At 72.9% G+C, this 23,161-nt stretch carries 19 protein-coding genes; 8 read left to right on the top strand and 11 right to left on the bottom strand.

Features of this window, described 5'->3' with window-relative positions; genetic code table 11:
• Positions 1-91: 91 nt before the first annotated feature.
• The 6 genes from ACWCRA_RS24100 to rsmI all read right to left on the bottom strand — a co-directional run bounded on the left by ACWCRA_RS24100 (position 92) and on the right by rsmI (position 6,220).
• Positions 92-997: a 4-(cytidine 5'-diphospho)-2-C-methyl-D-erythritol kinase gene (locus ACWCRA_RS24100; protein WP_351559472.1), complete on the bottom strand. Its 906-nt coding sequence runs from the start codon at positions 995-997 to the stop codon at positions 92-94.
• Positions 998-1,010: 13 nt separating this feature from the next.
• A complete protein-coding gene (gene rsmA / locus ACWCRA_RS24105; RefSeq protein WP_451068564.1) occupies positions 1,011-1,874 on the bottom strand; it encodes a 16S rRNA (adenine(1518)-N(6)/adenine(1519)-N(6))-dimethyltransferase RsmA in 864 nt (287 codons plus the stop codon).
• Positions 1,875-1,932: 58 nt separating this feature from the next.
• Positions 1,933-3,282, bottom strand: coding sequence for a ubiquitin-like domain-containing protein (locus tag ACWCRA_RS24110; protein ID WP_451068640.1), 1,350 nt, complete (start codon positions 3,280-3,282; stop codon positions 1,933-1,935).
• Between the two features lie 486 nt (positions 3,283-3,768).
• Positions 3,769-4,635, bottom strand: coding sequence for a TatD family hydrolase (locus ACWCRA_RS24115; RefSeq protein WP_351559475.1), 867 nt, complete (start codon positions 4,633-4,635; stop codon positions 3,769-3,771).
• Between the two features lie 119 nt (positions 4,636-4,754).
• A complete protein-coding gene (locus tag ACWCRA_RS24120) occupies positions 4,755-5,159 on the bottom strand; it encodes a hypothetical protein (protein ID WP_451068565.1) in 405 nt (134 codons plus the stop codon).
• A gap of 149 nt (positions 5,160-5,308) precedes the next feature.
• Positions 5,309-6,220 carry a 16S rRNA (cytidine(1402)-2'-O)-methyltransferase gene (gene rsmI / locus ACWCRA_RS24125; protein WP_451068566.1) on the bottom strand — a complete coding sequence of 304 codons (912 nt, stop codon included), beginning with the start codon at positions 6,218-6,220 and terminating at the stop codon, positions 5,309-5,311.
• A 151-nt stretch (positions 6,221-6,371) separates the two neighbouring features.
• On the opposite strand from rsmI, the gene ACWCRA_RS24130 reads away from it, so the two are divergent.
• On the top strand, positions 6,372-8,144 hold the full coding sequence (locus ACWCRA_RS24130; protein ID WP_351559479.1) for a dolichyl-phosphate-mannose--protein mannosyltransferase: 1,773 nt from the start codon (positions 6,372-6,374) through the stop codon (positions 8,142-8,144).
• A 71-nt stretch (positions 8,145-8,215) separates the two neighbouring features.
• Positions 8,216-8,599 carry a DUF805 domain-containing protein gene (locus ACWCRA_RS24135; RefSeq protein ID WP_351559481.1) on the top strand — a complete coding sequence of 128 codons (384 nt, stop codon included), beginning with the start codon at positions 8,216-8,218 and terminating at the stop codon, positions 8,597-8,599.
• A gap of 57 nt (positions 8,600-8,656) precedes the next feature.
• On the opposite strand, the gene ACWCRA_RS24140 is transcribed toward ACWCRA_RS24135, so the two are convergent.
• Entirely contained in the window at positions 8,657-9,085 is a 429-nt protein-coding gene (locus ACWCRA_RS24140; protein ID WP_351559483.1) for a PPOX class F420-dependent oxidoreductase, read from the bottom strand.
• Positions 9,086-9,269: 184 nt separating this feature from the next.
• Here ACWCRA_RS24140 and ACWCRA_RS24145 point away from each other — a divergent pair, with 184 nt between their 5' ends.
• From ACWCRA_RS24145 to ACWCRA_RS24155, 3 genes are all read left to right on the top strand, one after another.
• Complete coding sequence (locus ACWCRA_RS24145; RefSeq protein WP_351559485.1) at positions 9,270-10,895, top strand: penicillin-binding transpeptidase domain-containing protein; 1,626 nt, start codon at positions 9,270-9,272, stop codon at positions 10,893-10,895.
• A 250-nt stretch (positions 10,896-11,145) separates the two neighbouring features.
• Positions 11,146-11,637, top strand: a complete 492-nt coding sequence (locus ACWCRA_RS24150; protein WP_351546561.1) for a YbaK/EbsC family protein — start codon at positions 11,146-11,148, stop codon at positions 11,635-11,637.
• 166 nt (positions 11,638-11,803) lie between these two features.
• Positions 11,804-12,619, top strand: coding sequence for a hypothetical protein (locus tag ACWCRA_RS24155; RefSeq protein ID WP_351546564.1), 816 nt, complete (start codon positions 11,804-11,806; stop codon positions 12,617-12,619).
• A 104-nt stretch (positions 12,620-12,723) separates the two neighbouring features.
• Here the strand turns inward: ACWCRA_RS24155 and ACWCRA_RS24160 are convergent, their stop codons facing one another.
• Positions 12,724-13,509 carry an SDR family NAD(P)-dependent oxidoreductase gene (locus ACWCRA_RS24160; protein WP_351546567.1) on the bottom strand — a complete coding sequence of 262 codons (786 nt, stop codon included), beginning with the start codon at positions 13,507-13,509 and terminating at the stop codon, positions 12,724-12,726.
• Positions 13,506-14,663, bottom strand: a complete 1,158-nt coding sequence (locus tag ACWCRA_RS24165; RefSeq protein ID WP_351546826.1) for a serine hydrolase domain-containing protein — start codon at positions 14,661-14,663, stop codon at positions 13,506-13,508. The genes ACWCRA_RS24160 and ACWCRA_RS24165 overlap by 4 nt, the downstream gene beginning before the upstream one ends.
• A gap of 253 nt (positions 14,664-14,916) precedes the next feature.
• On the opposite strand from ACWCRA_RS24165, the gene ACWCRA_RS24170 reads away from it, so the two are divergent.
• Positions 14,917-15,792: a DUF3592 domain-containing protein gene (locus ACWCRA_RS24170; protein ID WP_351546570.1), complete on the top strand. Its 876-nt coding sequence runs from the start codon at positions 14,917-14,919 to the stop codon at positions 15,790-15,792.
• 209 nt (positions 15,793-16,001) lie between these two features.
• Complete coding sequence (locus ACWCRA_RS24175) at positions 16,002-16,394, top strand: SsgA family sporulation/cell division regulator (RefSeq protein WP_351546573.1); 393 nt, start codon at positions 16,002-16,004, stop codon at positions 16,392-16,394.
• A 126-nt stretch (positions 16,395-16,520) separates the two neighbouring features.
• Here ACWCRA_RS24175 and ACWCRA_RS24180 read toward each other — a convergent pair whose 3' ends face one another.
• Entirely contained in the window at positions 16,521-18,758 is a 2,238-nt protein-coding gene (locus tag ACWCRA_RS24180; RefSeq protein ID WP_351546576.1) for an MMPL family transporter, read from the bottom strand.
• Between the two features lie 322 nt (positions 18,759-19,080).
• A complete protein-coding gene (locus tag ACWCRA_RS24185) occupies positions 19,081-19,653 on the bottom strand; it encodes a TetR/AcrR family transcriptional regulator (protein ID WP_351546579.1) in 573 nt (190 codons plus the stop codon).
• Positions 19,654-19,845: 192 nt separating this feature from the next.
• Here ACWCRA_RS24185 and ACWCRA_RS24190 point away from each other — a divergent pair, with 192 nt between their 5' ends.
• The gene (locus tag ACWCRA_RS24190; protein ID WP_451068567.1) at positions 19,846-23,154 is read left to right on the top strand and encodes a S41 family peptidase; all 3,309 of its coding nucleotides are present in this window, start codon (positions 19,846-19,848) and stop codon (positions 23,152-23,154) included.
• Positions 23,155-23,161: the final 7 nt, after the last annotated feature.

Raw genomic sequence — 23,161 nt, forward strand, 5'->3', positions numbered from 1 at the left:
CGCCGACGCTCCGCGTGGGCTCCCTCCTCCGCCTCGCGATCCACGGCACCGGACCCCGCTCACCGATCCGGCCCGATCCGAAAGAAACTCCCTAGCGGACGACCACGGCCCCCGGCACCGGTGACGACGCCACCCGGGCCGTGCGGCAGGTGCCGGACTCGGTCAGGGACTTCGCGACCGACCGCGCGGCCTCGGCGTCCGCCGCGAGGAAGGCCGTGGTGGGGCCCGAACCGGAGACCAGACCGGTGAGCGCACCCGCCGACAGCCCGGCCCCGAGCGTCTCGGCGAGAGAGGGGCGCAGTGAGAGCGCCGCCGGCTGGAGGTCGTTGGAGTGGGTGAGCGCCGCCGCCAGCGCGAGGGTGTCACCGGTGCTCAGCGCGCGGAGGAGATCGGCCGACGGCTCCGGCTCGGGCACGCTCACCCCGGCGGTGAGCCGGTCGAACTCCCCGTACACCGCCGGGGTCGACAGCCCTCCGTCGGCGACGGCGAACACCCAGTGGAAGTCCCCGCCGACCGTCAGCGGGGTGAGCAGCTCCCCCCGGCCGGTGCCGAGCGCCGCCCCGCCCACCAGGCTGAAGGGCACATCGCTGCCCAGCTCGGCGCAGATCTCCAGCAGCTCCTGCTGGGTGGAGCCGAGGCCCCACAGGGTGTCGCAGGCCAGCAGCGCGGCGGCGCCGTCGGCGCTGCCGCCCGCCATCCCGCCGGCGACGGGGATGTCCTTGGCGATGTGGAGGTGCACATCGGGGGCGAGCCCGTGGCGCTCGGCCAGCAGCACGGCCGCGCGGGCCGCGAGGTTGGTGGGGTCCAGGGGGACCTGTCCAGCGTCGGGGCCTTCGCAGGTGACCGTGAGGGAGTCCGCCGGGCGGACCGTCACCTCGTCGAAGAGGGAGACCGCGAGAAAGACATTGGCCAGGTCGTGGAAGCCGTCGGGGCGCGCCGCGCCCACCGCCAGCTGCACATTGACCTTCGCCGGCACCCGTACCGTAACGCTGCTCACGCCTTGCCTCCGCTCATGACTGCGCCTTCGCCTCCGCGATCCGTGCGAACTCTTCCACGGTCAGCGCCTCTCCACGAGCCTGCGGCGAGATCCCGGCCGCCACGAGCGCCGCCTCGGCCGCCGCCGGGGAGCCGGCCCAGCCGGCCAGCGCGGCGCGCAGGGTCTTGCGGCGCTGGGCGAAGGCGGCGTCCACGACGGCGAAGACCTCGGCCTTGGTGGCGGTGGTCTCCGGCGGATCGCGGCGGACCAGGGAGACCAGTCCGGAGTCGACGTTCGGCGCGGGCCAGAACACATTCCGCCCGATGGACCCGGCGCGCTTGACCTCCGCGTACCAGTTCGCCTTGACCGACGGCACGCCGTACACCTTGTTCCCCGGCGCCGCCGCGAGCCGGTCGGCGACCTCGGCCTGCACCATCACCAGGGTGCGTTCGATGGTCGGGAAGCGGTCGAGCATGTGCAGCAGCACCGGCACGGCGACGTTGTACGGGAGGTTCGCGACCAGCGCGGTCGGCTCCTCGGGCAGGGTGTCGACCCGCATGGCGTCGGAGTGGACCAGCGAGAAGCGGGTGACCCGTCCGGGCAGCCGCGCCAGGATGGTGGCGGGCAGCGCCGACGCCAGCACGTCGTCGATCTCGACGGCGACGACCCGGTCGGCCGCCTCCAGCAGCGCCAGGGTCAGCGAGCCGAGCCCGGGCCCGACCTCCACGACCACATCGTCCTCGCGGACACCGGCGGTGCGCACGATGCGGCGGACGGTGTTGGCGTCGATGACGAAGTTCTGGCCGCGCTGCTTGGTGGGGCGGACTCCCAGCGCCGAGGCGAGTTCGCGGATGTCGGCGGGGCCGAGGAGTACGTCGGAGGGCTCAGTGGTGCTCACCGATACAGCGTACGGGGCCGTGGCCGGGGCTCCGGCCGCGGTGCGGCGCGCCGCGGCGCTACCCGTGGAGCCGGTCGCCGCAGTGGGGCCAGGGGGCGGTGCCGCGCTGGATGTAGAGCTTCTTCGCGCGGTAGGTCTGCTCCTCGGCGGGCGCGTTCTGGGGGCGCCCCCGGCCGCCGAGGGCGCGCCAGGTGCCGGTGTCGAACTGGTAGAGCCCGCCGTGGGCACCGGAGGAGTCGACGGCGGCGGGCCGGCCGCCGGACTCGCACCGGGCCAGCGCGCTCCAGTTCAGCCCGTCGGCGCCCGGCACCGACCGGGGGGTGGGGGCGGTGCCGGACAGCACGCGCTGGGTGACGGGACGGCGCACCACCTCGTCGGCGATCTTCCTCGGGCGCTGGCGGACCCCGTTCACGGTGCGCAGCTCGTAGGTGACCCGGCGGACGCCCGGCACGCCCTGCCGGGAGACGATCTCGGTGCCCCGGTAGAGAGTCGGGTCGGCGGAGGTCACCGTCTCGAAGGGGATGGACTCCTCCCGGACCTCGCGGGTGCCGGTGATCCGCAGGACGGAGACGGTCTGGCCGTCGCGGGGGAATCCGCCGGGCGGTACGGAGGTGGTGTCCTGGGCCCCGAGGGCGATCCCGGCCTCGGTCAGCGCCTCGGCGACGGTCGCGGCGTTGGTGCGGACGGTGTGCTCGCGGCCGTCCGCCATGAAGGTCACGGTGCGCTCGGTGCGGACGTCCAGGGCGAGGCCCTCGCGGGAGATCGCGGCCGAGCGGGAGGCCGAGAGAAAGGCGCCGTCGGCCCGGACACCGAGCTGGCGCAGGGCGCCCCCGACGGTGCGGGCGGTGGTCCAGACCCGGTGGCGGTGACCGTCGAGAGTCAGGGTCACGGGCCGGCCGTAGCGGACGACGATCTCATCGCCGCTGGTCAGCTCCGTGCCGGGGGCGGGGGCCACGAGGTCGTGCGCGCCGACGCCGACACCGCTGTCGTCCAGCAGCTCCTGGACGCTGTCGGCGAAGGTGTGGAGGGTGCGGGGCCGGCCGTCGACGGTGAGGCGGACGGCCTTGTCGCTGGCGACGAAGGCCGAGGTGCCGCCCGCGAGGAAGACGACGACCAGGGCGCGGGGGACGAGCCCGCGCAGACCCGCGGTGTCGGGGCCGGGGGCGGGGCGCCGCCGTCTGCCGCGACCGGCCGCCGCCGCCGTGTCACCGGCGGTCGCGGTCGCGGCCCGGCCGGGGTGCGGGTCGCCCAGCGGCCCCGGGTACGGCTCGTACGGCTCACGGAACCCGTACAGCCCCTGGGGCTCGGGCTCGCCGGTCCGGTACGGCCGCCAGGGTGCCTCCGGTACATCCGGCACGTCCGGCACGTCCGGCACATCGGGCGCATATGACTCGTACGGCTCGTACAGCTCGAACGGCTCGTAGGAGGGGGTTCCGTACGGGAGCGTTCCGAGTGGCGGGGTGTACGGGCCCGGGGCGGCGGGCGCCGGGCGGGGGCCGCTCTGGCGCGGGAAGGGCGGATGGCCCCCGTGCCCCTCGTGTTCCCCGTGGCCCCCGTGCTCCTCCCGGCCCTCGTGGAGCCGGCCGTATCCGCGGCCCCGCGCCCGCGTCTCGGCGTACGGGTCCGCGTACGGCCCGGGGTGCGGCTCGTCGGGGCGGTACGCGTCGGTGTACGGGTCGGCGTGCGTCGCGCCCCGGGCGGGTACGCCGGGCCGGGTGCCACTGAAGCCGCTGAAGCCGCTGAAGCCGCTGGGATCGTTCACGACGCTCGCTCCGTAAGGTCCGGGTCCGGTCGGACCGATGGCCCTGCGGCCCGGACGCTATCGGAGCGGACGGTGACTCTCCAAAGCGAGCCGGTCACACGGTGTCGCGGACCCCCGGCGCGGAGCGGGCGCTCAGTAGTCGAACGCCTCGGCCGTGTTCGCCGCCACCGCCTCCGCCATGGTGTCCTCGTCCAGCCCCTTGACCCGGGCCATGGCCCGCAGCGTCACCGGAATCAGATAGGGCGCGTTGGGCCGTCCTCGGTACGGCGCCGGGGTGAGGAAGGGCGCGTCCGTCTCCACCAGGACGAGTTCGCGCGGGGCGACGGCGAGGGCGTCGCGCAGCGGCTGGGCGTTCTTGAAGGTCATATTGCCCGCGAAGGACAGGTAATAGCCCGCCGCCGCGCAGACCCGGGCCATGTCCGCGTCCCCGGAGAAGCAGTGGAACACCGTGCGTTCCGGCGCGCCTTCCTCGGCGAGTATCCGCAGAACATCGGCGTGGGCGTCCCGGTCGTGAATGACCAGTGCTTTGTTGTGCCGTTTCGCGATCTCGATATGGGCGCGGAAGGAGCGCTCCTGCGCCGCGATGCCCTCGGGGCCGGTCCGGAAGTGGTCGAGGCCGGTCTCGCCGACCGCGCGGACCTGCGCCAGCGCCGCCAGCGCGTCGATCTCGGCGAGGGCGTCGTCGAGCGCCGACTCGCCCCCGGCCTCGCGGACGCCCTGCCGGGCGGTGCCGTCCGGGTCGCCGAGGACGATGCGCGGGGCCTCGTTGGGGTGCAGGGCGACCGACGCGTGCACCGCGGCGTGCTCGGCGGCGGTCCGGGCGGCCCAGCGGGAGCCCTCGATGTCGCAGCCCACCTGGACGACGGTGGTCACCCCCACGGCCGCGGCCCTGGCGAGCGCCTCCTCCACCGTGCCCTCCTGCATGTCCAGGTGGGTGTGGGAGTCGGCGACCTCGACCCGGAGCGGTTCGGGCAGTGGCGGCGGGGTGGACTTCGTCATGGGCGCGATCCTACGAGGCCCGCGCCCACGGCTTCACCTCGGTGAACGGCCGGGCCGCCCGTCTCCCGGGGCCGGGCGGCGGCCCGCCCCGGGGCCGGCCCTGCCCCCGCCGGCCGTGCCTACCTCCGCTGGAAGGGGTGGAGGAGGTCCGACAGATGCCAGTGGTGGTGCGGCTTGGCGTCCGTCTCCTCCCCCGGCCCGGCCGCCGGCTTCGGCTTCGGCTTCCTGCTCCGGGTGGGGTGGGTGATGCGCGCCGGGCTCTCGAACCGCTCCGTCAGCTCCCGCACGTTCGAGACCTGCCCGGCCTTCATGATCCGGACGACATGCCCCCCGCAGTTCAGACAGGTCGGGCTCGACAGCGGGGAAGGGACCCGCCGGCCGTCCGCCTTGTAGACGACATACTCACGGCCGGACGCGTCGATGTGGTGCTCGATCTCGTACGCCTGCTCCCAGCCGTGTCCGCAGCGCATGCAGCAGAAGGCATATGCCTCGTGGACCTTGGCGGTGCCCGTGATCTCACTCATGCCAGCTCCTTTCCACTGACCCAGTGGACGCCCATTCCGGCGGGAGCGCATCAGCGCTGTCGAATAATGGAGGGCTCTTTGGGCTTCCCATGCCCAAGGGGCCCCGAACCCGGTCTTCCCTTTGCTTTCCACGGTAGACCTTTACCGTCTCAGGGGCCGGGCGGCGCCGAATTCTTTGCCGCGACGACGGCGTCGAACACCTCGCGCTTGGGCACACCGGCCTCGGCGGCGACCGCCGCGATGGCCTCCTTGCGGCGCTCCCCCGCCTCCTCGCGCAGCCGTACCCGGCGCACCAGTTCCTCCGGGCCGAGATCGCCGGGTCCGGGGGCGGGCGCGCCCTCGACCACGACGGTGATCTCGCCGCGCACCCCCTCCGCCGCCCAGGCGGCCAGCTCGGCCAGCGGCCCGCGCCTGACCTCCTCGTAGGTCTTGGTCAGCTCACGGCAGACGGCGGCCCGGCGATCCGCTCCGAACACTTCGGCCATTGCGGTGAGGGTGTAGTCCAGTCGGTGGGGGGCCTCGAAGTAGACGAGGGTGCGGCGCTCTGAGGCGTTCTCGCGGAGCCGGGTCAGCCGCTCACCGGCCTTGCGGGGGAGAAAGCCCTCGAAGCAGAAGCGGTCCACCGGGAGCCCCGAGAGGGCGAGCGCGGTGAGCACGGCGGAGGGTCCGGGGACGGCGGTGACCCTGATGTCCCGCTCGACGGCGGCGGCGACCAGCCGGTAGCCGGGGTCGGAGACGGAGGGCATCCCCGCGTCGGTGACCAGCAGCACCCGGGCGCCGCCGGCGAGGGCGTCGACCAGCTCCGGCGTACGGGCGGACTCGTTGCCCTCGAAGTAGGAGACGACCCGGCCGGAGGTGTGGACGCCGAGCGCCTGGGTGAGACGGCGCAGCCGCCGGGTGTCCTCGGCCGCGACGACATCGGCGCCCGCCAGCTCGGCGGCGAGCCGGGGCGGGGCGTCGGCGACATCGCCGATCGGGGTGCCGGCGAGGATCAGCAGACCTGCCCCGGGGGTGGGGGCGGTGGGGCCGGGGGGCGTGTCGCGGGGCTGGTCAGTGGTCACGTACGCCATTGTCCCAGGGCCGGGGCGGGCTCCGGCCCCGCCGGGGTCCCGCGCCCCGGGGCGGGCTCCCGCCGGGTTCGCGGACGGCTCCGGACGGCCGGAGTGGGGACGGAAGCACACCTCGCGCACGGACGTTCCCTACGATGGCGCGGTGACCAGTACCGCGCCACAGACCCACCAGGGCAGGGACGCCGAGCAGCAGCCCTCCGGCTGGCAGCACCGGCTGCGCAGATTCGGCTATGCGCCCCCGTCCGTGATCGGGCTGCGCGAACGCCTGGTCCCCCCCTTCAACCGCCCGTCCGAGCGGCTCTGGCCCGTCTTCGGCATCGCCCCGGCGGTGGCCGCCCCGCTGCTGCGGGCCTCCGCCTGGCTGGGGCCGCTGCTGGTGGCGCTGGTCGCGGGGGTGCTCCGGTTCTGGAACCTGGGCAAGCCCGACGCGGTGATATTCGATGAGACGTACTACGCCAAGGACGCCTGGGCCCTGATCAACCAGGGGTACGAGGGGCACTGGCCGAAGGACATCGACAAGAAGATCCTCGGCAATCCCTCCGCCGTCGAGGTCCCCGTCGACCCCGGCTATGTGGTCCACCCGCCGGTCGGCAAGTGGATCATCGGCATCGGGGAGAAGCTCTTCGACTTCACGCCCTTCGGCTGGCGTTTCATGGTCGCGGTGCTCGGGACGCTCTCGGTGCTGATGGTCTGCCGGATCGGCCGCAGGCTGTTCCGCTCGACCTTCCTCGGCTGTCTGGCGGGCGCGCTGCTCGCGGTCGACGGGCTGCACTTCGTGATGAGCCGGGCGGCCCTGCTCGACCTGGTGCTGATGTTCTTCGTGCTGGCGGCCTTCGGGGCGCTGGTCGTCGACCGGGACTGGGCACGGCGGCGGCTCGCGGCGGCGCTCCCCGAGGACGAGGAGGGGGTGCTGCGGCCGGACGCGGACATCGCCGAGGGGCTGCGGCTCGGCTGGCGGCCCTGGCGGATCACCGCCGGGGTGATGCTGGGCCTGGCGGCGGGCACCAAGTGGAACGGCCTCTATGTGATGGCCGCGTTCTGTGTCATGGCGGTGCTGTGGGATGTCGCGGCCCGGCGGACGGCGGGCGCGGTGCGGCCGTACCGGGCGGTGCTGCGCAAGGACCTGGTGCCGGCCTTCGTCTCCACGGTGCCGGTGGCGCTCGCCACCTACATGGTGTCGTGGTCGGGCTGGTTCGCCACGGACAAGGGGTACCACCGCGGCTGGGCCGACAAGCGCGCCGGGCTCTCGCCCGACAGTGTGACGCTGCCGCTGCTGGGGCAGATCGATCTGCCGCAGTTCTCGATGAGCTGGGTGCCGGCCCCGCTGCGCAGCTTCTGGCACTACGAGACCGAGGTCTACAACTTCCACGTCAATCTGAAGTCCGGCCACATGTACGAGTCCAACCCGTGGAGCTGGATCGTTCTCGGCCGCCCGGTCTCGTACTTCTACGAGGACCCGCCGGCGGGCAAGGACGGCTGCCCCTCCGACGCGGCGGACAAGTGCGCGAGCGAGGTGCTCGCGCTGGGGACCCCGCTGCTGTGGTGGGCCGCGTGTTTCGCGCTCGGCTACATCCTGTGGCGCTGGTTCTTCCGGCGGGACTGGCGGGCGGGCGCCATCGCCTGCGGGGTCGCCGCCGGGTGGGTGCCGTGGTTCCTGTACCAGGAGCGCACGATCTTCCTCTTCTACGCCGTGGTGTTCGTGCCGTTCCTCTGTCTGGCGGTGGCGATGATGATCGGCGCGATGCTGGGCCCGCCCGGCTCCGACGAGCGGCGGCGCGCGATCGGCGCGATCGGCTCCGGGGTGCTGGTGCTGCTGATCGTCTGGAACTTCATCTACTTCCACCCGCTCTACACCGGGACACCGATCCCGATGGAGGAGTGGCGCGACCGGATGTGGCTGGACACCTGGGTATGACGTATGTCGTTTGACCGGAACTGATCAAGAGACATACGTTCTGCGCCCTGACCCTGCTCCATGAGGACGGGTTGACCACTCGAAGCCTTGGGGGCGCGGTGCACTGGTATCTCGATGTCCTGAAGAAGTACGCGACGTTCCGGGGGCGGGCGCGCCGCAAGGAGTTCTGGATGTTCACGCTGTGGGCGACGGTGACCGCGATCCCGCTGCTGGCGCTGGACATCGTGCTCTGGGAGCCGCCGGTCCTCACCGTGCTCTACGCCCTGGCCATCGGTCTGCCCAGCCTCGCGGTGACGGTGCGCCGGCTGCACGACATCGGTCTCTCGGGCTGGTGGTATCTGATCTCGTTCATCCCGATCGCCGGTCCGACCGTGATCTTCGTCTTCAACCTCCTGGACGGCCAGGTGAACGACAACGAGTTCGGCCCGAACCCGAAGTACGCGCACATCGTCTGAGCCGGAGCCGGAGCCTGAGCCGGGCCGGGCCGGCTCCGGCTCCGGCAGGCGGTCCGCTCAGTCGGTGAGCCCGGCGACCGCCACGGCCCTGCTGACCCGGACCCGCACGGTGAGGGAGCCGGGCCCGCTGTTGCGCTCCCCGGTCCGCTCGGCCAGCTCCTCGCCGAGATAGCGCTCCGCGATCCGGGTGGCCCAGTGCCGGGCCTGTTCCGGGTCCTCGCTCACCTCCGCCTGGCCCTGGAGCGTCACAAAGCTGAAGGGGGGCTGTTCGTCGTCCACACAGATGGCGACCCTGCCGTCCCTGATCAGATTGCGGCCCTTGACCGACTCCTTGCCGGTGTTGAGCACCAGTTCGTCCCCGTCGAGCAGAAACCACACCGGAGCGATGTGCGGGCTGCCGTCGGCCCGTACGGTCGAGAGCTTCGCGGTACGGGTGCCCTCGGAGACAAACGCGTGCCACTCGCCCTTCGTCATCGTTTTCGCCATTTGGCCATATTCCGACAGGTGCGGGGTGACGGGCGGTCAGGCACGCCGGAGGACCCGTGGCGCATACGTCCCGGTCCCGTAACAAGCGGGTCCCCGGCTCGCTCCCGTCCCGTAGGGTTCAGGGCGGAATGCCTGCTTGAACGCGTTCAAGAAGGGCCGGTTGCTGAGGAGGGGACTGCGGGCCATGCGCAGTGGAGCGAAAGTCGCCATCATCGGCGGCGTCTTTCTGGCCGTCGCGGGCGGCGTGGGGTACGGCGGCTACACCATGCTGAGCGGCGGGGGCGACGACGGGCCGGCGCCGGAGAAGATCCTGACCGGTCCGGTCACCCCCGAGGAGACCGACCGGGCGGCCGGCGCCTTCCTCACCGCGTGGGCCGAGGGCCGGGGGCCCGAGGCGGCCCAGCTGACCAACAAGCCGGTGGAGGCCGAGCCGCATGTCACCGGCTTCCGCACCAAGGCCAAGGTCTCCCGGGCCGTGATCACCCCGGGGACCCCGGCCGGCCCGAAGGTGCCCTTCACGGTGAAGGCGACCGTGTCGTTCGACGGCGGCAGCAAGCCCCTGTCGTACAGCTCCGAACTGACCGTGGTGCGCGGGAGGACCACCGGCCGGCCGCTGGTCGACTGGAAGCCGTCCGTGGTGCATCCCCGGCTGACGGCGACCACCTCGCTCCTGACGGACGAGTCCGCCGCGCCGCCGGTCAGGGCCGTGGACCACCAGGGGCGTGAGCTGACCGAGAAGAAGCACCCCTCCCTCGGGCCCGTGCTGGCCGCCCTGCGCGAGAAGTACGGCAAGGAGGCCGGCGGCACCCCCGGCAGCGAGCTGGTGATCTCCTCCACCCGGGAAGGGGTGGCGGACCAGACCCTGCTCACCCTGAGCAAGGGCAAGGAGGGCACCCTGACGACCACCCTCGACGCGGAGGTCCAGGCGGCGGCCGAGCGGGCGGTGAAGAAGCACGGCCAGGCGTCGGCGGTGGCGGTCAAGCCCAGCACGGGCGAGATACGGGCGATAGCCAACAGCCCGGCGTCCGGCTACAACACGGCGATGCTCGGCACCCAGGCGCCCGGCTCCACCATGAAGATCGTCACGGCGGCGATGATGCTCGACAACGGCGCCGTCAAGGGGCCGGACTCCTCGGTGGAGTGCCCGGCCACCGTGCAGTGGGCGGGCGCCACCTTCCAGAACCTGAACAAGTTCGAGATCGAGAAGCCCACCTTCCGGCAGGCCTTCCAGCGCTCCTGCAACACCACCTTCATCAAGGCGGTCACCCCGCTGGGCGAGGGCAAGCGGGACACCGCGCTCGCCGAGACCGCGAGCACGTACTTCGGCATCGGGCGCGAGTGGCGGACCGGGGTCGCGAGCTTCGACGGCAGTGTGCCGGAGTCGACGGGCACCGAGACCGCCGCCTCGTACATCGGCCAGGGCCGGATCACGATGAACGCGCTCACCATGGCGTCCGTCAGCGCGACCGCGAAGAACGGCGCCTTCAAGCAGCCGGTGCTGGTGCCCGCCTCCCTGGACGGCCGCGAACTGGCCACGGCCGACCCGCTGCCGGGCCCCGTCGCGAGCGGCCTGCGGGACCTGATGGGCGCGTCCACCCGGGGCGAGGGGACCGGACGCAAGGCCATGGCGGCGGTGACCGGCGACAAGGGCGCGAAGACCGGCTCGGCCGAGGTGGACGGCCAGGGCAAGTCCAACAGCTGGTTCACGGGGTACGCCGACGATCTGGCGGCCGCCGCCGTGGTGCAGTCGGGCGGGCGCGGCGGGGACGCCGCCGGGCCGGTGGTCGCGAAGGTGCTCAACGCCCGCTGAACCACCGTGGGCCGGGCGCTTGTCGTGAGCCGCGCCCGTCGTGAAGCCGGGTGCCCGGGACCCCGGAGCGCCGCTGGGGAGTTTCTTTCGGATCGGGCCGGATCGGTGAGCGGGGTCCGGTGCCGTGGATCGCGAGGCGGAGGAGGGAGCCCACGCGGAGCACCGGCGACCGACGACAGCGCGGCGGGGCGCGGTGCCGGGGCTCGCGAGCCCTGGCACGATCCGAAAGAGACGACCTAGCCTCGGGGCCATGAGCGCTCAGCACACCGATGCCCACCCCCTGTTCGCCGAGGCCCTGCGCGAGCGGGGACTCGATGTCCCGGTCCGCCGCTTCCCGGATGCCACCCGCACCGCCGCCGAGGCAGCCGCCGCCGTCGGCTGCGATGTCAGCGAGATCGTGAAATCGCTGATCTTCGAGGCCGACGGCGACCCGGTCCTGGTCCTGCTGGACGGCTCCTCACGGGTCGATCCGGAGCGGGTGCGGAAGGAGCTGGGCGCCGCGTCCGTCACCCGGGCCGACGCGGCGCTGGTGCGGCGGACGACCGGGTACGCGATCGGTGGCGTACCGCCCTTCGGGCATCTCACCCCGACCCGGGTGCTGGCCGACCGGGCGCTGCTGGAGCACCCGGTGGTGTGGGCGGCGGCCGGAACCCCGCACACGGTCTTCCCGCTCGACCCCGGGACCCTGATCGCGCAGGCCGGGGGCACGCTGGCCGATGTGCGGGAGCGCCCGGCGGGGTGACGGCCCGCCGGGAACCCGGGATCACCGGGTGATCGGACAGGCGCGTACAACCATTCGCGCGACTCCCGTGTCTCCAGGGGTGGGCCCTTCGGGCTCACCGACCACACGGCCCTCCGGGGACACACGCGCCCCGGAGGGCCGCCTCTCTCTCATTTCGGGGAATTACATGCGCTTTCGTGTTTCCGCCGCCGTGGTGACCGGTGCCGTCGCCCTCACCGGACTGGCCGCCCCGGCCGTGCACGCCGACGAGAAGCCCGGCTCGGGTCCGGCCGCCTTCGCGGTGCCGGCCTCGGGCGACGAGTCCTACGGCAACACGAAGATCTCGAACATCGTGCTCAACGGCGGCAAGTCGATGGTGCTGGGCACCTCCGCCAAGAAGAAGTTCACGGTCACGTTCACCGCCGGCGACAACTCCGGCATCGTGGAGGCGCACACGGCCATCTGGCGCGGCAGCGACTTCGCGGAGCCCACCGACTTCGTCGACTCCGACCAGCAGGGCGTCTCCTGCGGCACGGGCACCACGGTCACCTGCGAGCTGAGCATCACCCTCGACCCGAGGAAGCAGTCCAACGCCAAGGCCGGGGCCTGGAAGTTCGCGGTGGGCGCGGTCGCCAAGGACGGCAACTACCTCATCAAGCCCAAGGTCAAGTCGGTCAACCTCCAGCGCGCGGCCAAGCTCACGGTCAACGCCGCGCCGGAGCCGGTGAAGAAGGGCAAGACCCTGACCGTCACCGGCGCCCTGACCCGCGCCAACTGGGACACCGACCGGTACGCCGGCTACACCGGCCAGGCCGTGAAGCTCCAGTTCAAGAAGAAGGGCGCCGCGTCCTACACCACCGTCAAGACGGTGAAGACGGACAAGAAGGGCCATCTCAAGACCACGGTGAAGGCCGGTTCCGACGGGACCTACCGCTACAGCTTCGCCGGCAACTCCACCACCCAGGGCATCAGCTCCACCGGCGACTTCGTCGACGTCCGCTGATCCCGGTCCGGCGTCCTCGGGCGCCGGACCCCCGTGATCCCCCGGCGCCCCCGGACCGTCCCCGGACGGTCCGGGGGCGCCGCGCCGAGGGGCCCCCGGGGCCGTTACTCCGACTCGCCCAGGATGGCGCGGAACGCCGTGTTCACCGCGAGCACCCCGCCGTCCACCCGCAGCGTCGTCCCGGTGATCCAGGCGGCGTCGCGCGAGGCCAGGAAGGCGACCGCGGCGGCGATGTCCTCCGGCTCGCCGACCCGGCCGAGCGGATAGACCCTCCGGCCGACCTCCTCCAGGGCCTCTTCCTGACCGGCCCAGGCCCGGGTGCGGATGGTGCCGGGGTTGATCTGGTTGACCCGTACGCCACGCGGTCCCACATCGCCCGCGAGGGTGCGGGTGAAGGAGGCCAGGCCCGCCTTGGCGGCGCTGTAGGAGTGGCCGTCGAAGTCCATCTCGGCGTTCACGGAGCCGATGTTGACGATCGCGCCCCGGCCCGAGGACTCCAGATGCGGCATCGCGGCCCGGACACAGCGGAAGGCGCCGGTCAGCACGATGTCCAGATCCCGCTGCCAGGTGTCGTCCGGCTGGTCCTCGATGCGGGGGGTGTCCGTGGCACAGTGGAAGGCGTTGTTGACCAGGACGTCCAGGGAGCCGAAGCGTTCGACGGCGGCGGCGACCGCCGCCTCCACCTGGGCGCGGTCGGCCACATCGCAGCCGATGGCCCCGGCGCCGGGGATGCCGGCCGCGGTCTTCGCCGCCGCCTCCGCGTCCAGATCGCTGACCAGGACCCGCGCCCCCTCGGCGGCGAGCCGGCGCGCGGTGGCCGCGCCGATCCCCCGGGCCGCGCCCGTGATCAGTACCCCGTATCCCTCGAAACGTTTCAGCGAATCTGTCATAGGGCCGAACGTACCGCGCGGATCAGCGCCTGGGCACGCGGATCTGCGGTAACTCCTTTCCGCAGGCCATTGGTTACATAGCCGAGGGCGACACCCGACTCGGGGTCGGCGAAACCGAGGGAGCCGCCCCGGCCGGGGTGGCCGAAGGAGCCGGGGCCCAGCAGCGGGGCGGCGGCGCCGTGCAGCATGAAGCCGAGGCCGAGGCGGGTGGGCACGACCAGGACGCGGTCCGGGCCCGCCGACTCCTCGGTGCGGGCGAGGGTGAGGGTGGCGGGCGCGAAGAGCCGCCGGCCGCCGTCGACCTCGCCGATGGTGGCCGCGTAGAAGCGGGCGAGGGCGCGGGCGGTGGAGATCCCGCCGGACGCGGGGAGTTCGGCGGCGCGGTGGGCGGGGTCGTTCTCGTCGGGCAGCGGGTCGATCGCGCCGAAGGCGCGCCGGGTGAGGGAGCCGGGGTCGCGGTAGGCGTCGGAGACCGACCGCTTGGGGCGCAGGGTGAGCCCCGGGGCCGAGGGCGGCTCCTCCACCGGGCCGAGCCGGCCGACGCGGTGGGCCTCGTCGGCCGGCAGCCCGATCCAGAAGTCGAGGCCGAGCGGGCGGGCGATCTCCTCCGCCACCCAGCGGCCGATGGTCCGCCCGGTGACCCTGCGGACCAGCTCGGAGAGCAGCCAGCTGTAGGTCTGCGCGTGGTAGCCGTGGTCGGTACCGGGCTCCCAGGCGGGCCGCTGGGCGGCGATCGCGGCCGGTCCGCTGACCGTGTCGATGGCCTCGGCGGGGGTGAGCGGGCGGTCCAGCACCGGCAGCCCCGCGCGGTGCGCGAGGACCTGGCGCACCAGGACGCGCTCCTTGCCGGCGGCCTTGAACTCCGGCCAGTACGTGCCCACCGGGGCGTCCAGATCGATCTGGCCGCGCTGGTGGAGCAGGAGGACGACCGCGGCGGCGACCCCCTTGGTGACCGAGCGCACGACCTGCGCGGTGTCCACGGCCCAGGGTTCCGCCCCGTCCACATCCCGTGTCCCGGCCCAGAGATCGGCCACCTTGGCGCCGTCCCGGTAGACGGCGACGGCCGCCCCGCGTTCGCCGCGCTCCTCGAAGTTGCGTACGAAGGCGTCCCGTACCGCCTCGAAGCCTTCCGCCACCGTGCCCCGGACGTCCACTGTGTCCACTCTCCCGCTCCCTCGGTCTCCCCCATGGTGCAACGGCTCCCGCCGGCGGTTGCTTCCGGGGCGGCGCGGGGGCCGTACGGGCCGGCGCGGCGCGGCCGGGCCCGTGCGCGCCACGGTGCTGTCGCGTGCGCGGCGCGGTGCTGTCCCGTGCGCGCCCCGGCCGGGCCTGTGCCCCCCGCCGCGGTGCGGGCTATCACGGCGCCCGGGCGCCCTTCTCGGGCGGACGGGCCATTAATGTGCCGCCATGACGCGTCGATCCCCGCACTCCTCCGTGACCGTGAGCGGCCGTTCCGGCGCTGTCTGGCTGGAGCGGGGGTCCCTGGTGCTGGACCAGGACGGGGTGCGAAGGCGCATACCCCTGGAGGCCGTCGAGGAGGTCCGCGCCCGGGAGGGACGGGGGCGGGGGGTGTCGGTGCGGCTGACCGCGCCCGAGGGGGTGCGGGGCACCGTCTACGAAGTGGCCGGGCGCACCGCGCGGGAGGTGACCGCGTTCCTCTCCACGGTGAACTCCGCGCTGCCGCAAAGGGACCGGTCCGCGCCCCGGACCGACGGGGCGGAGCTGGTGGAGACGGTGGCCCGGGCGGCGCCCCGGCGCGGATGGCGGCTGTCCCGCCACGAGCGGCTGGCCGGGGGCGGGTTGGTCCTGGCGGCCGTGCTGGTGGCCGGCGCCTATCTGGCGGGCCTGGTGGTCCTGATCAGGGAGGGGACGCTGCTCTCGGTGGTGCTGTACCTCGTGGGGGTCAAGCCGCTCATCGCGGGAGTCGTTCTCGTCGTGAGCACGGCCGTCACGCTCACGGTCCGCTCGGTTCTGCGGATGCGGGGCGTCCCGGTGGTGGCGACCAGCGACCGGGACCCCGGGAAACGGGGTGTCTTCCACTTCACCGACATCGAGGGCCGCCGCCGGTCCGCCGAGGTGGACCAGGCCGCGCGGCGGATCAGCACCTCCCCCGCGCAGGTGCGGCTGCTCTACGACCCCCGCAAGCCCGAGCGCACCGCGGCGGTGCTGCCGGCGCGCACCTGGGTGCTGCGGACGCTGGGGTTCGTGTTCCTGGTGGTGCCCCTGCTGGCCCTGGGGCTGTTCATGGTGCCGTTCCAGGTCGTCGCTGTGCTCTTCCCGTGACGGGTGCTCTTGCCGTGACGGGTGCTGTTCCGGTGGGGGGGCGCTCTTCCCGTGGCCGGGCGCACGGCGCGGCATAGTGCGCGGGCCCTCGGGCAGACGCAGAGGAATGGGGTCCTCACCCAGAGGCACCCCTTCGACGCATGGGGTCGATCCTCTGGGCAAAATATGCGACATTAGAGGGCAAATAAGACGAATGTGAGGAGCGTTCGATGTCCGCGGCCGTCGAAGATCTTGCATGGGGCCGGATAGTCAGCGACGCTCCCCAGCCCGAGCGTCCGGTGAGAGTCACCCTCAGCTACGAACCCGCCGACGATCCACGGGCCGTCCGCTTCTCCTTCCCCAGCGGGTTCACCTTTCCCGGCGAGTCCGGCGGGACCGTCCTCCCCCACGACTGGACCTTCCCCCGCGAGGTCCTGGAGACGGGTCTGCGCGCCCCCGCCCACAGCGGGAACGTGGAGGTCTGGCCGTGCGGCCGGGTACAGGCGGTGGTGGAGTTCCACACGGCGGACGGGGTGTCGGTGGTGCAGTTCGACACCAGTGCGCTCAACCGCTTTCTGCGGCACACCTACGCGGCGGCCGGGGCCGAGGCCCCCACGGCCTGAGCCCCTTCCCCTTCCGCTCCCCCTTCCCCTTCCGCTCGCGTCGCGTCGGCGAACGGCCGGTGGCCGCACCCCCTCGTGAGGGGGTGCGGCCACCGGGAACCGCTTCCGCGGCCCTTCCGTACGGACTCAGACGCGGGCCAGCTCGCGCTCGCCGTCCGGGTCCTCGGGCGCGTGGGCCAGCTGCTTCTGCAACTGCTCGCCCTCCACGTCCACATTGGGCAGCGCCCGGTCCAGCCAGCCCGGCAGCCACCAGGCCTTGTGGCCCAGCAGCGCCAGGACCGCCGGCACGATCGCCATCCGGACCACGAAGGCGTCGAAGATCACCGCGATGGCCAGACCGAAGCCGATCATCATGACCATCTGCTCACCGGAGCCGATGAAGCCGGCGAAGACACCGACCATGATCACCGCGGCGGCGGTGACCACACGGGCCCCGTGCTTGAAGCCGGTCACGATCGCCTCGGCGGGACGCTCGCCGTGGACATACGCCTCGCGCATCCGGGTGACGAGGAAGACCTCGTAGTCCATGGCGAGACCGAAGACCACACCGACCATGAAGATCGGCATCATCGACATGATCGGGCCGGGCTGGTCCACCCCGAAGAGGTCCGCGAGCCAGCCCCACTGGAAGACCGCGACGACCGCGCCCAGCGCCGCCAGGACGGAGAGCAGGAACCCGAGCGCCGCCTTCAGCGGCACCAGGATCGAGCGGAAGACCAGCACCAGCAGGAGGAAGGCGAGACCGACGACCAAGGCCAGATACGGCACGAGCGCGTCGTTCATCTTCTGCGAGAAGTCGATGTTCAGCGCGGTGGTGCCGGTGACCAGCACCTTGGCGCCGGTGTCGGACTCGATGTCCTTGCCGGAGTCCCGGATGTCATGGACCAGGTCCTCGGTGGCCACCGAGGAAGGACGGTCCTCGGGGATCACGGTGATGATGCTGGTGTCGCCCGCCTCGTTCAGCGGGGAGGGCACGACCGCGGCCACGCCGTCCAGCTTGGAGATCCGCTCGGTGACCTCGTCCACCGCGTTCTTCGGGTTCCCGCTCTCCATGACATCGGCCACCACGGTCAGCGGGCCGTTGAAGCCGGGACCGAAGCCCTCGGAGAGCAGGTCGTACGCCTTGCGCTGGCTGGACGCGGGCGACGAGGAGCCCTCGTCCGGCAGACCCAGCTGGAGCGAGCCGACCGGAACGGCCGCGACACCGAGGCCGACGACACCGATGAGCAGCACCGCGACCGGACGGCGCAGGATGAAGCGGGCCCAGCGGGTGCCCATGTTGGCCTTGGCCGGCTGCTGCGCCGTGTGCCCGCCCGCGCCCGCGTTCGCGGCCTTGCGTGCCTTGCGGTCCTTGCGGCCCAGCACCTTGTCACCCGCGAAGCCCAGCAGCGCCGGGATGAGGGTGAGGGCGATGATGACGGCGATCACGACCGTGCCCGCCGCCGCGTAGCCCATCTTGCTCAGGATCGGGATGTTCACCACGGCCAGGCCGACCAGGGCGATGACCACGGTCAGACCGGCGAAGACGACCGCGGAGCCCGCGGTGCCGGTCGCCCGGCCCGCCGCTTCCTCGCGGCTGTGCCCCTCGGCCAGCTCCGCGCGGTAGCGGGAGACGATGAAGAGCGCGTAGTCGATACCGACCGCCAGGCCGATCATCATCGCCAGCGTGCCGGTGGTGGTGCCCAGGTCGAAGACATTGGCGAGCGCGGTGATCGAGGAGATGCCGATGCCGACGCCGATGATGGCGGTGAGCAGGGGCAGCCCGGCCGCGATCAGCGAGCCGAAGGTGATGGCCAGGACCACGGCCGCGATGGCGATACCGATCATCTCGGTGGACGCCTGGTGCTCCGGGGCCATGGCGGCGTCACCGCCGATCTCCACGGTCAGCCCCGTGTCCCGCGCCTGCTCGCCGGTCTTCTCCAGCGCCTCGCGGGTCTCGTCGGTCAACTCCATCATGTTGACCTTGTAGCTGACCGAGATGTAGACGGTCTCGCGGTCCTTGGAGACGGCCTTGGCGCCGTACGGGTCGACGACCGAGGCGACCTGGTCGGAGCCGGCCTCCAGATCGGCGACGGCCTTGCCGACCTCGGCCTTGTTCTCGGCGTCGGTCATCTTCGCGCCGTCGGGGGCCTTGAAGACGATCCTGGCGGTGGCGCCGTCGGCGCTGCCGCCCGGGAACCGCTCTTCGAGGACGTCGAAGGCCTGCTGGGACTCGGTGCCCGGCAGGGCGAAGCCCGGGTCCTTGGCTTTGGCGGCGGTCGACGCGCCGACACCGGCGAGCACCAGCAGCGCCACCCATATCAGGGCGACGAGCCGGCGGCGCCGGAAGGCGGACCGGCCCATTTTGTAGAGGAACGTGGCCACGAGGGCGTACTCCCGTTAGTGAGACGAGTAAGGGCATGGGGAGTCGGCCCGACGGACGAGAGCGGCGCGCGTCAGGTGCGGGTGGTGCGGGTGGTGCGTGAGCGGGTGCGGGGAGGGGACTCGTGGCTCCTGGGGAGAGCCGGGGTGTGCGGGGGTCCGTGGGCCGGGCTCCGCGCGGGGGCGGGCTCCGGGAGGGGTCAGGCTCCGCGATCCGCTGGGGACGGGGCGGTGCCTTCGGGGCCCGAGGGCGGCCGGGCGCCGTCGCCGGAGGGGCGACAGAAGGGACAGCCGCCCGCCGGGCGGCCGGGCATCCAGGTCGGCATCACGCCTCCAGCGCCGGAAGCACGACGGAGTCGACATACCGGGTGAGGAACTCCCGGTCCGGGGGCAGATCGTCGATCACCCCGCGGGCGAAGAACACACCGAGCAGCATATGGGGCAGAAAGTCCATCGCGGGGTTGTCCTCGCGGATCTCGCCCCGCTCGACCGCCCGCTCCAGCACGGTCCCCAGCTCGCCCCTGTCGGGCTGGATCACCTGCTCGCGCAGGGCCCGGTGGAGATCGGGATGGGTGTGGATGGCCTGGTACAGACCGCGCATCAGCGCGGTGTCCTGCTTCATCTGCGCGTCGTCGGCCCGGTCCACCAGCGCGTGGAAATCACCGCGCAGCGTGCCGGTGTCGATGTCCTCCTCGCACTCCGGCGCCGTGTGCCGCAGGGCGATGGCCACCAGCTCGGGCTTGCTGTGCCACTGCCGGTAGAGGGTGGCCTTGCTGGACCGGGTACGGGTCGCGATGGCGTCCATCGTCAGGGCGTCGTACCCCACTTCGCGCAGCAGATCGAGGACGGCGCCGAACAACTCGCTCTCCCGCTCCGGCGTCAGCCGACTGCGTGTCATCACGGACCTCCCCTCACCGGCCGAACGAAACGGTTTCGTACACCTGTCCGTCAATTTACCCCAGAGGCCGAGCGAAACGAAAACGTTTCGCTTGTGGCCTCGGTCACGCGGCGGGGAGGAGAGGAGAGGGGACGGTCCCGGAGCGGGGGCTCTGCGGTTGCCGGGCCCGCCGAGCGCGGAAAGCATTGAGGAGTGAGCGACGACAGCGCGGCGTACCTCCGCTTCCCGCATCTCCACGGCGATCTGCTGTGCTTCGCCGCCGAGGACGACCTGTGGGTCGCGCCCCTGGTCCCGGAGGGCCACCGCCCCGGCCGGGCCTGGCGGATCACCGTGGACCGGACCCGGGTGGGGCACCCGCGCTTCTCCCCCGACGGCCGCCACATCGCGTACACGAACTGGCGCAGCCTCGACCCCGAGATCCATCTCGTCCCCGTGGCCGGGGGGCCCGCCGTCCGGCTCAGCCACTGGGGCTCGACCGACACCCGGGTCTGCGGCTGGGCCCCCGACGGCCATGTGCTCGCCGTCTCCTCGCACGGCCAGCCCTTCCCGTACTTCTCCTGGGCCTACAGCGTCCCCACCGACGGCTCCCCCGGCGGCCGGCTCCCCTGGGGGCCGGTGGCGGACATCGCCGTCGCCGACGACGCGTCCGGCGAGCGGCGCACCCTGCTGCTCACCGGGAAGCCGCCGCACGAGCCCGCCTCCTGGAAGCGGTACCGGGGCGGGGCGACGGGGCGGCTCTGGCTGCACGGGCGGCGGCTGCTCTCCGGCATCGGCGGGCATCTGGACTGTCCGATGTTCGTCGGCGGCCGGATCGCCTTCCTCTCCGACCACGAGGGCATCGGCAATCTCTACTCGTGCCTTCCGGACGGCACCGGTCTGCGGCGTCACACCGACCATGACGCCTTCTACGCCCGCCATGCCTCCACGGACGGGCAGCGCGTCGTGTACCAGTGCGCCGGCGAGCTGTGGATGGTCCGCGATCTCGGCGACGCGGACGCGGTGCCGCGCCGGCTGGAGGTCCGCCTCGGCGGGCCGCGCGCCGGACGGCGGCCCTACCAGGTCCCGGCCGCCAGCCATGTGGACGCGGTCTCCGTGGACACCACCGGCCGGGCCAGCGCCGTGTCCGTACGGGGCAGTCTGTACTGGCTCACCCACCGCGACGGCCCGGCGCGCACCATCGCCGACACCCCGGGGGTACGGGTACGGCTGCCGGTCATGCTCGGCGGCGGCGGGCAGGTGGCGTATGTGACGGACGCGGAGGGCGAGGACGCCGTCGAGATCGGCTACCTCCCCCGGGCCAGCGGGGACCGGGAGCCCCGGCGGCCGGCGCCCGCCGGGCGGCTGGGGCGGGTGCAGGAACTGGTCTCCGACCCGGCGGGGGAGCTGCTGGCGGTCGCCTCGCACGACGGGCGGCTGCTGCTGGTCGACGCGGGCGAGGACGGCACCGGCGGGGTCACGGAGCTGGTGCGCTCGCTCAACGGCCCGGTGCGCGATCTGGCCTTCTCCCCCGACGGCTCCTGGCTGGCCTGGTCGCACCCCGGCGTCGGCCGCTCCCTGCGGCAGATCAGGCTGGCCCGTATCCAGGACCGCACGGTCGTCGAGGTCACCAACGGCCGCTTCGAGGACGAGAACCCGGTCTTCACCGGCGACGGCCGCTATCTCGCCTTTCTCTCCTGGCGCGGCTTCGACCCGGTGTACGACGTGCACACCGGGGACCTGTCCTTCCCGCTGGGCTGCCGCCCCTACCTCGTACCGCTGTCGTCCGCGACCCCGTCCCCCTTCGCCTTCTCGCCGGACGGGAGGCCGGCGGCGGGCGGGCTCGATCCGCTGGACGAGGGCGGGGTCTCACCCGAGGAGGGGCCGGGGCCGGTACCGGTGACGGTGGAGACCGAGGGCCTGGAGAGCCGGGTGACGCCGTTCCCGGTGGCGGCGTCCAAGTACTCCTCGATGCACCCCGTCAGCGGCGGCGGTCTGGTCTGGCTGCGCTGGCCGATCTCGGGCGCGCTCGGCGAGACCTTCGCCAACCCGGCGGACACCTCGGGACGGCCCACCCTGGAGTACTTCGACATCTCCAAGGCGGCCCGCACCGAACTCGTCGCCCATCTGGACTGGTTCGCGGTGAGCGGTGACGGTACGCGGCTGGTGGTCGTCGACGAGGACGAGCTGAGCGCGGTCCCCGCGACCGAGCCGGCCGACGCCGACTCCACGGTCCTGCTGGATCTGCGGCGCATCCTGCACGAGGTCGACCCCGCGTCCGAGTGGCGGCAGGCGTTCGACGAGGCGGGGCGGCTGGTCCGGGCGTACTTCTGGGACCCGGGGCTCAGCGGGATCGACTGGGAGGCGGTGCTCGGCCAGTACCGGCCGCTGGTGGAGCGGGTCGCGTCGCCGGACGAGTTCGCGGATCTGCTCCGGGAGGTCCTCGGCGAACTGGGGACCTCGCACGCCTATGTGGTCCCGGCGCGCCGCAACGAGGGGCCGCCGCACTACCAGCGGCCGATGGGGCTGCTGGGCGCGAATCTGGTGTGCCGGGACGGGGAGTGGCTGGTCCAGCGGATTCTGCCGGGCGACTCCTCCGACTCCAAGGCCCGCTCCCCGCTCGCGGGCACGGGCATCCGCGAGGGCGCGGTGATCACTCATGTGGACGGCCGCCCGGTGGACCCGGTGGCCGGCCCCTTCCCCATGCTCTCGGCGGCCGGCGGGACGACGGTCGAGCTGACCTTCCGGCCCGCCGGGGGCGGCCCCGGGTCCCGGCGGGTGGCGGTGGTGCCGCTGGTGGACGAACGGCCCCTGCGCTACCAGGACTGGGTGGCCAAACGGCGGGCGGTGGTGCGGGAGCTGAGCGGCGGGAAGTGCGGATACCTCCATATCCCGGACATGGGCGGGTCGGGCTGGGCGCAGTTCAACCGCGATCTGCGGCTGGAGGTCGACCGCCCGGCGCTGATCGTGGACGTCCGGGGGAACGCGGGCGGTCACATCAGCGAGCTGGTGGTGGAGAAGCTGACCCGCAGAATCCTGGGGTGGGATCTGACCCGGGACGCCCAGCCGGTGTCGTACGCCTCGAACGCGCCGCGCGGGCCGGTGGTGGCGCTGGCGGACGAGGCGACCTCGTCGGACGGGGACATGATCACGGCGGCGTTCAAGCTGCTGGGGCTGGGGCCGGTGGTGGGGAGCAGGACATGGGGTGGGGTGGTGGGGATGACGGGGCGGCACCGGCTGGGGGACGGGACGGTGATCACGGTGCCGATGAACGCGGCGTGGTTCGACGCCTACGGCTGGTCGGTGGAGAACTACGGGGTCGAGCCGGATCTGACCGCGCTGCGGACTCCGCTGGACTGGGCGGAGGGGCGGCACGCGGGGCTGGACGACGCGGTCCGCCTGGCGCTGAACCTCCTGGCGGAATCCCCGGCGGCGGTCCCCCCCACGTACGCCCACACCCCCACCCGCCGCCGCCCCCCTCTCCCCCCTCGCTGCCCCCCGCCTCCGACATCCGCCGGCGATTGAGCCGCAC

The sequence above is a fragment of the Streptomyces sp. NPDC001889 genome (assembly GCF_053594535.1).

Bases quoted from the DNA above. Each gene is read 5' to 3' on its own strand.
- ACWCRA_RS24170 (WP_351546570.1), top strand. From the start codon at position 14,917: ATGACGCGTCGATCCCCGCACTCCTCCGTGACCGTGAGCGGCCGTTCC.
- ACWCRA_RS24145 (WP_351559485.1), top strand. From the start codon at position 9,270: ATGCGCAGTGGAGCGAAAGTCGCCATCATCGGCGGCGTCTTTCTGGCC.
- ACWCRA_RS24175 (WP_351546573.1), top strand. From the start codon at position 16,002: ATGTCCGCGGCCGTCGAAGATCTTGCATGGGGCCGGATAGTCAGCGAC.
- ACWCRA_RS24160 (WP_351546567.1), bottom strand. From the start codon at position 13,509: ATGACAGATTCGCTGAAACGTTTCGAGGGATACGGGGTACTGATCACG.
- ACWCRA_RS24115 (WP_351559475.1), bottom strand. From the start codon at position 4,635: ATGACGAAGTCCACCCCGCCGCCACTGCCCGAACCGCTCCGGGTCGAG.
- ACWCRA_RS24120 (WP_451068565.1), bottom strand. From the start codon at position 5,159: ATGAGTGAGATCACGGGCACCGCCAAGGTCCACGAGGCATATGCCTTC.
- ACWCRA_RS24155 (WP_351546564.1), top strand. From the start codon at position 11,804: ATGCGCTTTCGTGTTTCCGCCGCCGTGGTGACCGGTGCCGTCGCCCTC.
- ACWCRA_RS24150 (WP_351546561.1), top strand. From the start codon at position 11,146: ATGAGCGCTCAGCACACCGATGCCCACCCCCTGTTCGCCGAGGCCCTG.
- ACWCRA_RS24140 (WP_351559483.1), bottom strand. From the start codon at position 9,085: ATGGCGAAAACGATGACGAAGGGCGAGTGGCACGCGTTTGTCTCCGAG.
- ACWCRA_RS24185 (WP_351546579.1), bottom strand. From the start codon at position 19,653: ATGACACGCAGTCGGCTGACGCCGGAGCGGGAGAGCGAGTTGTTCGGC.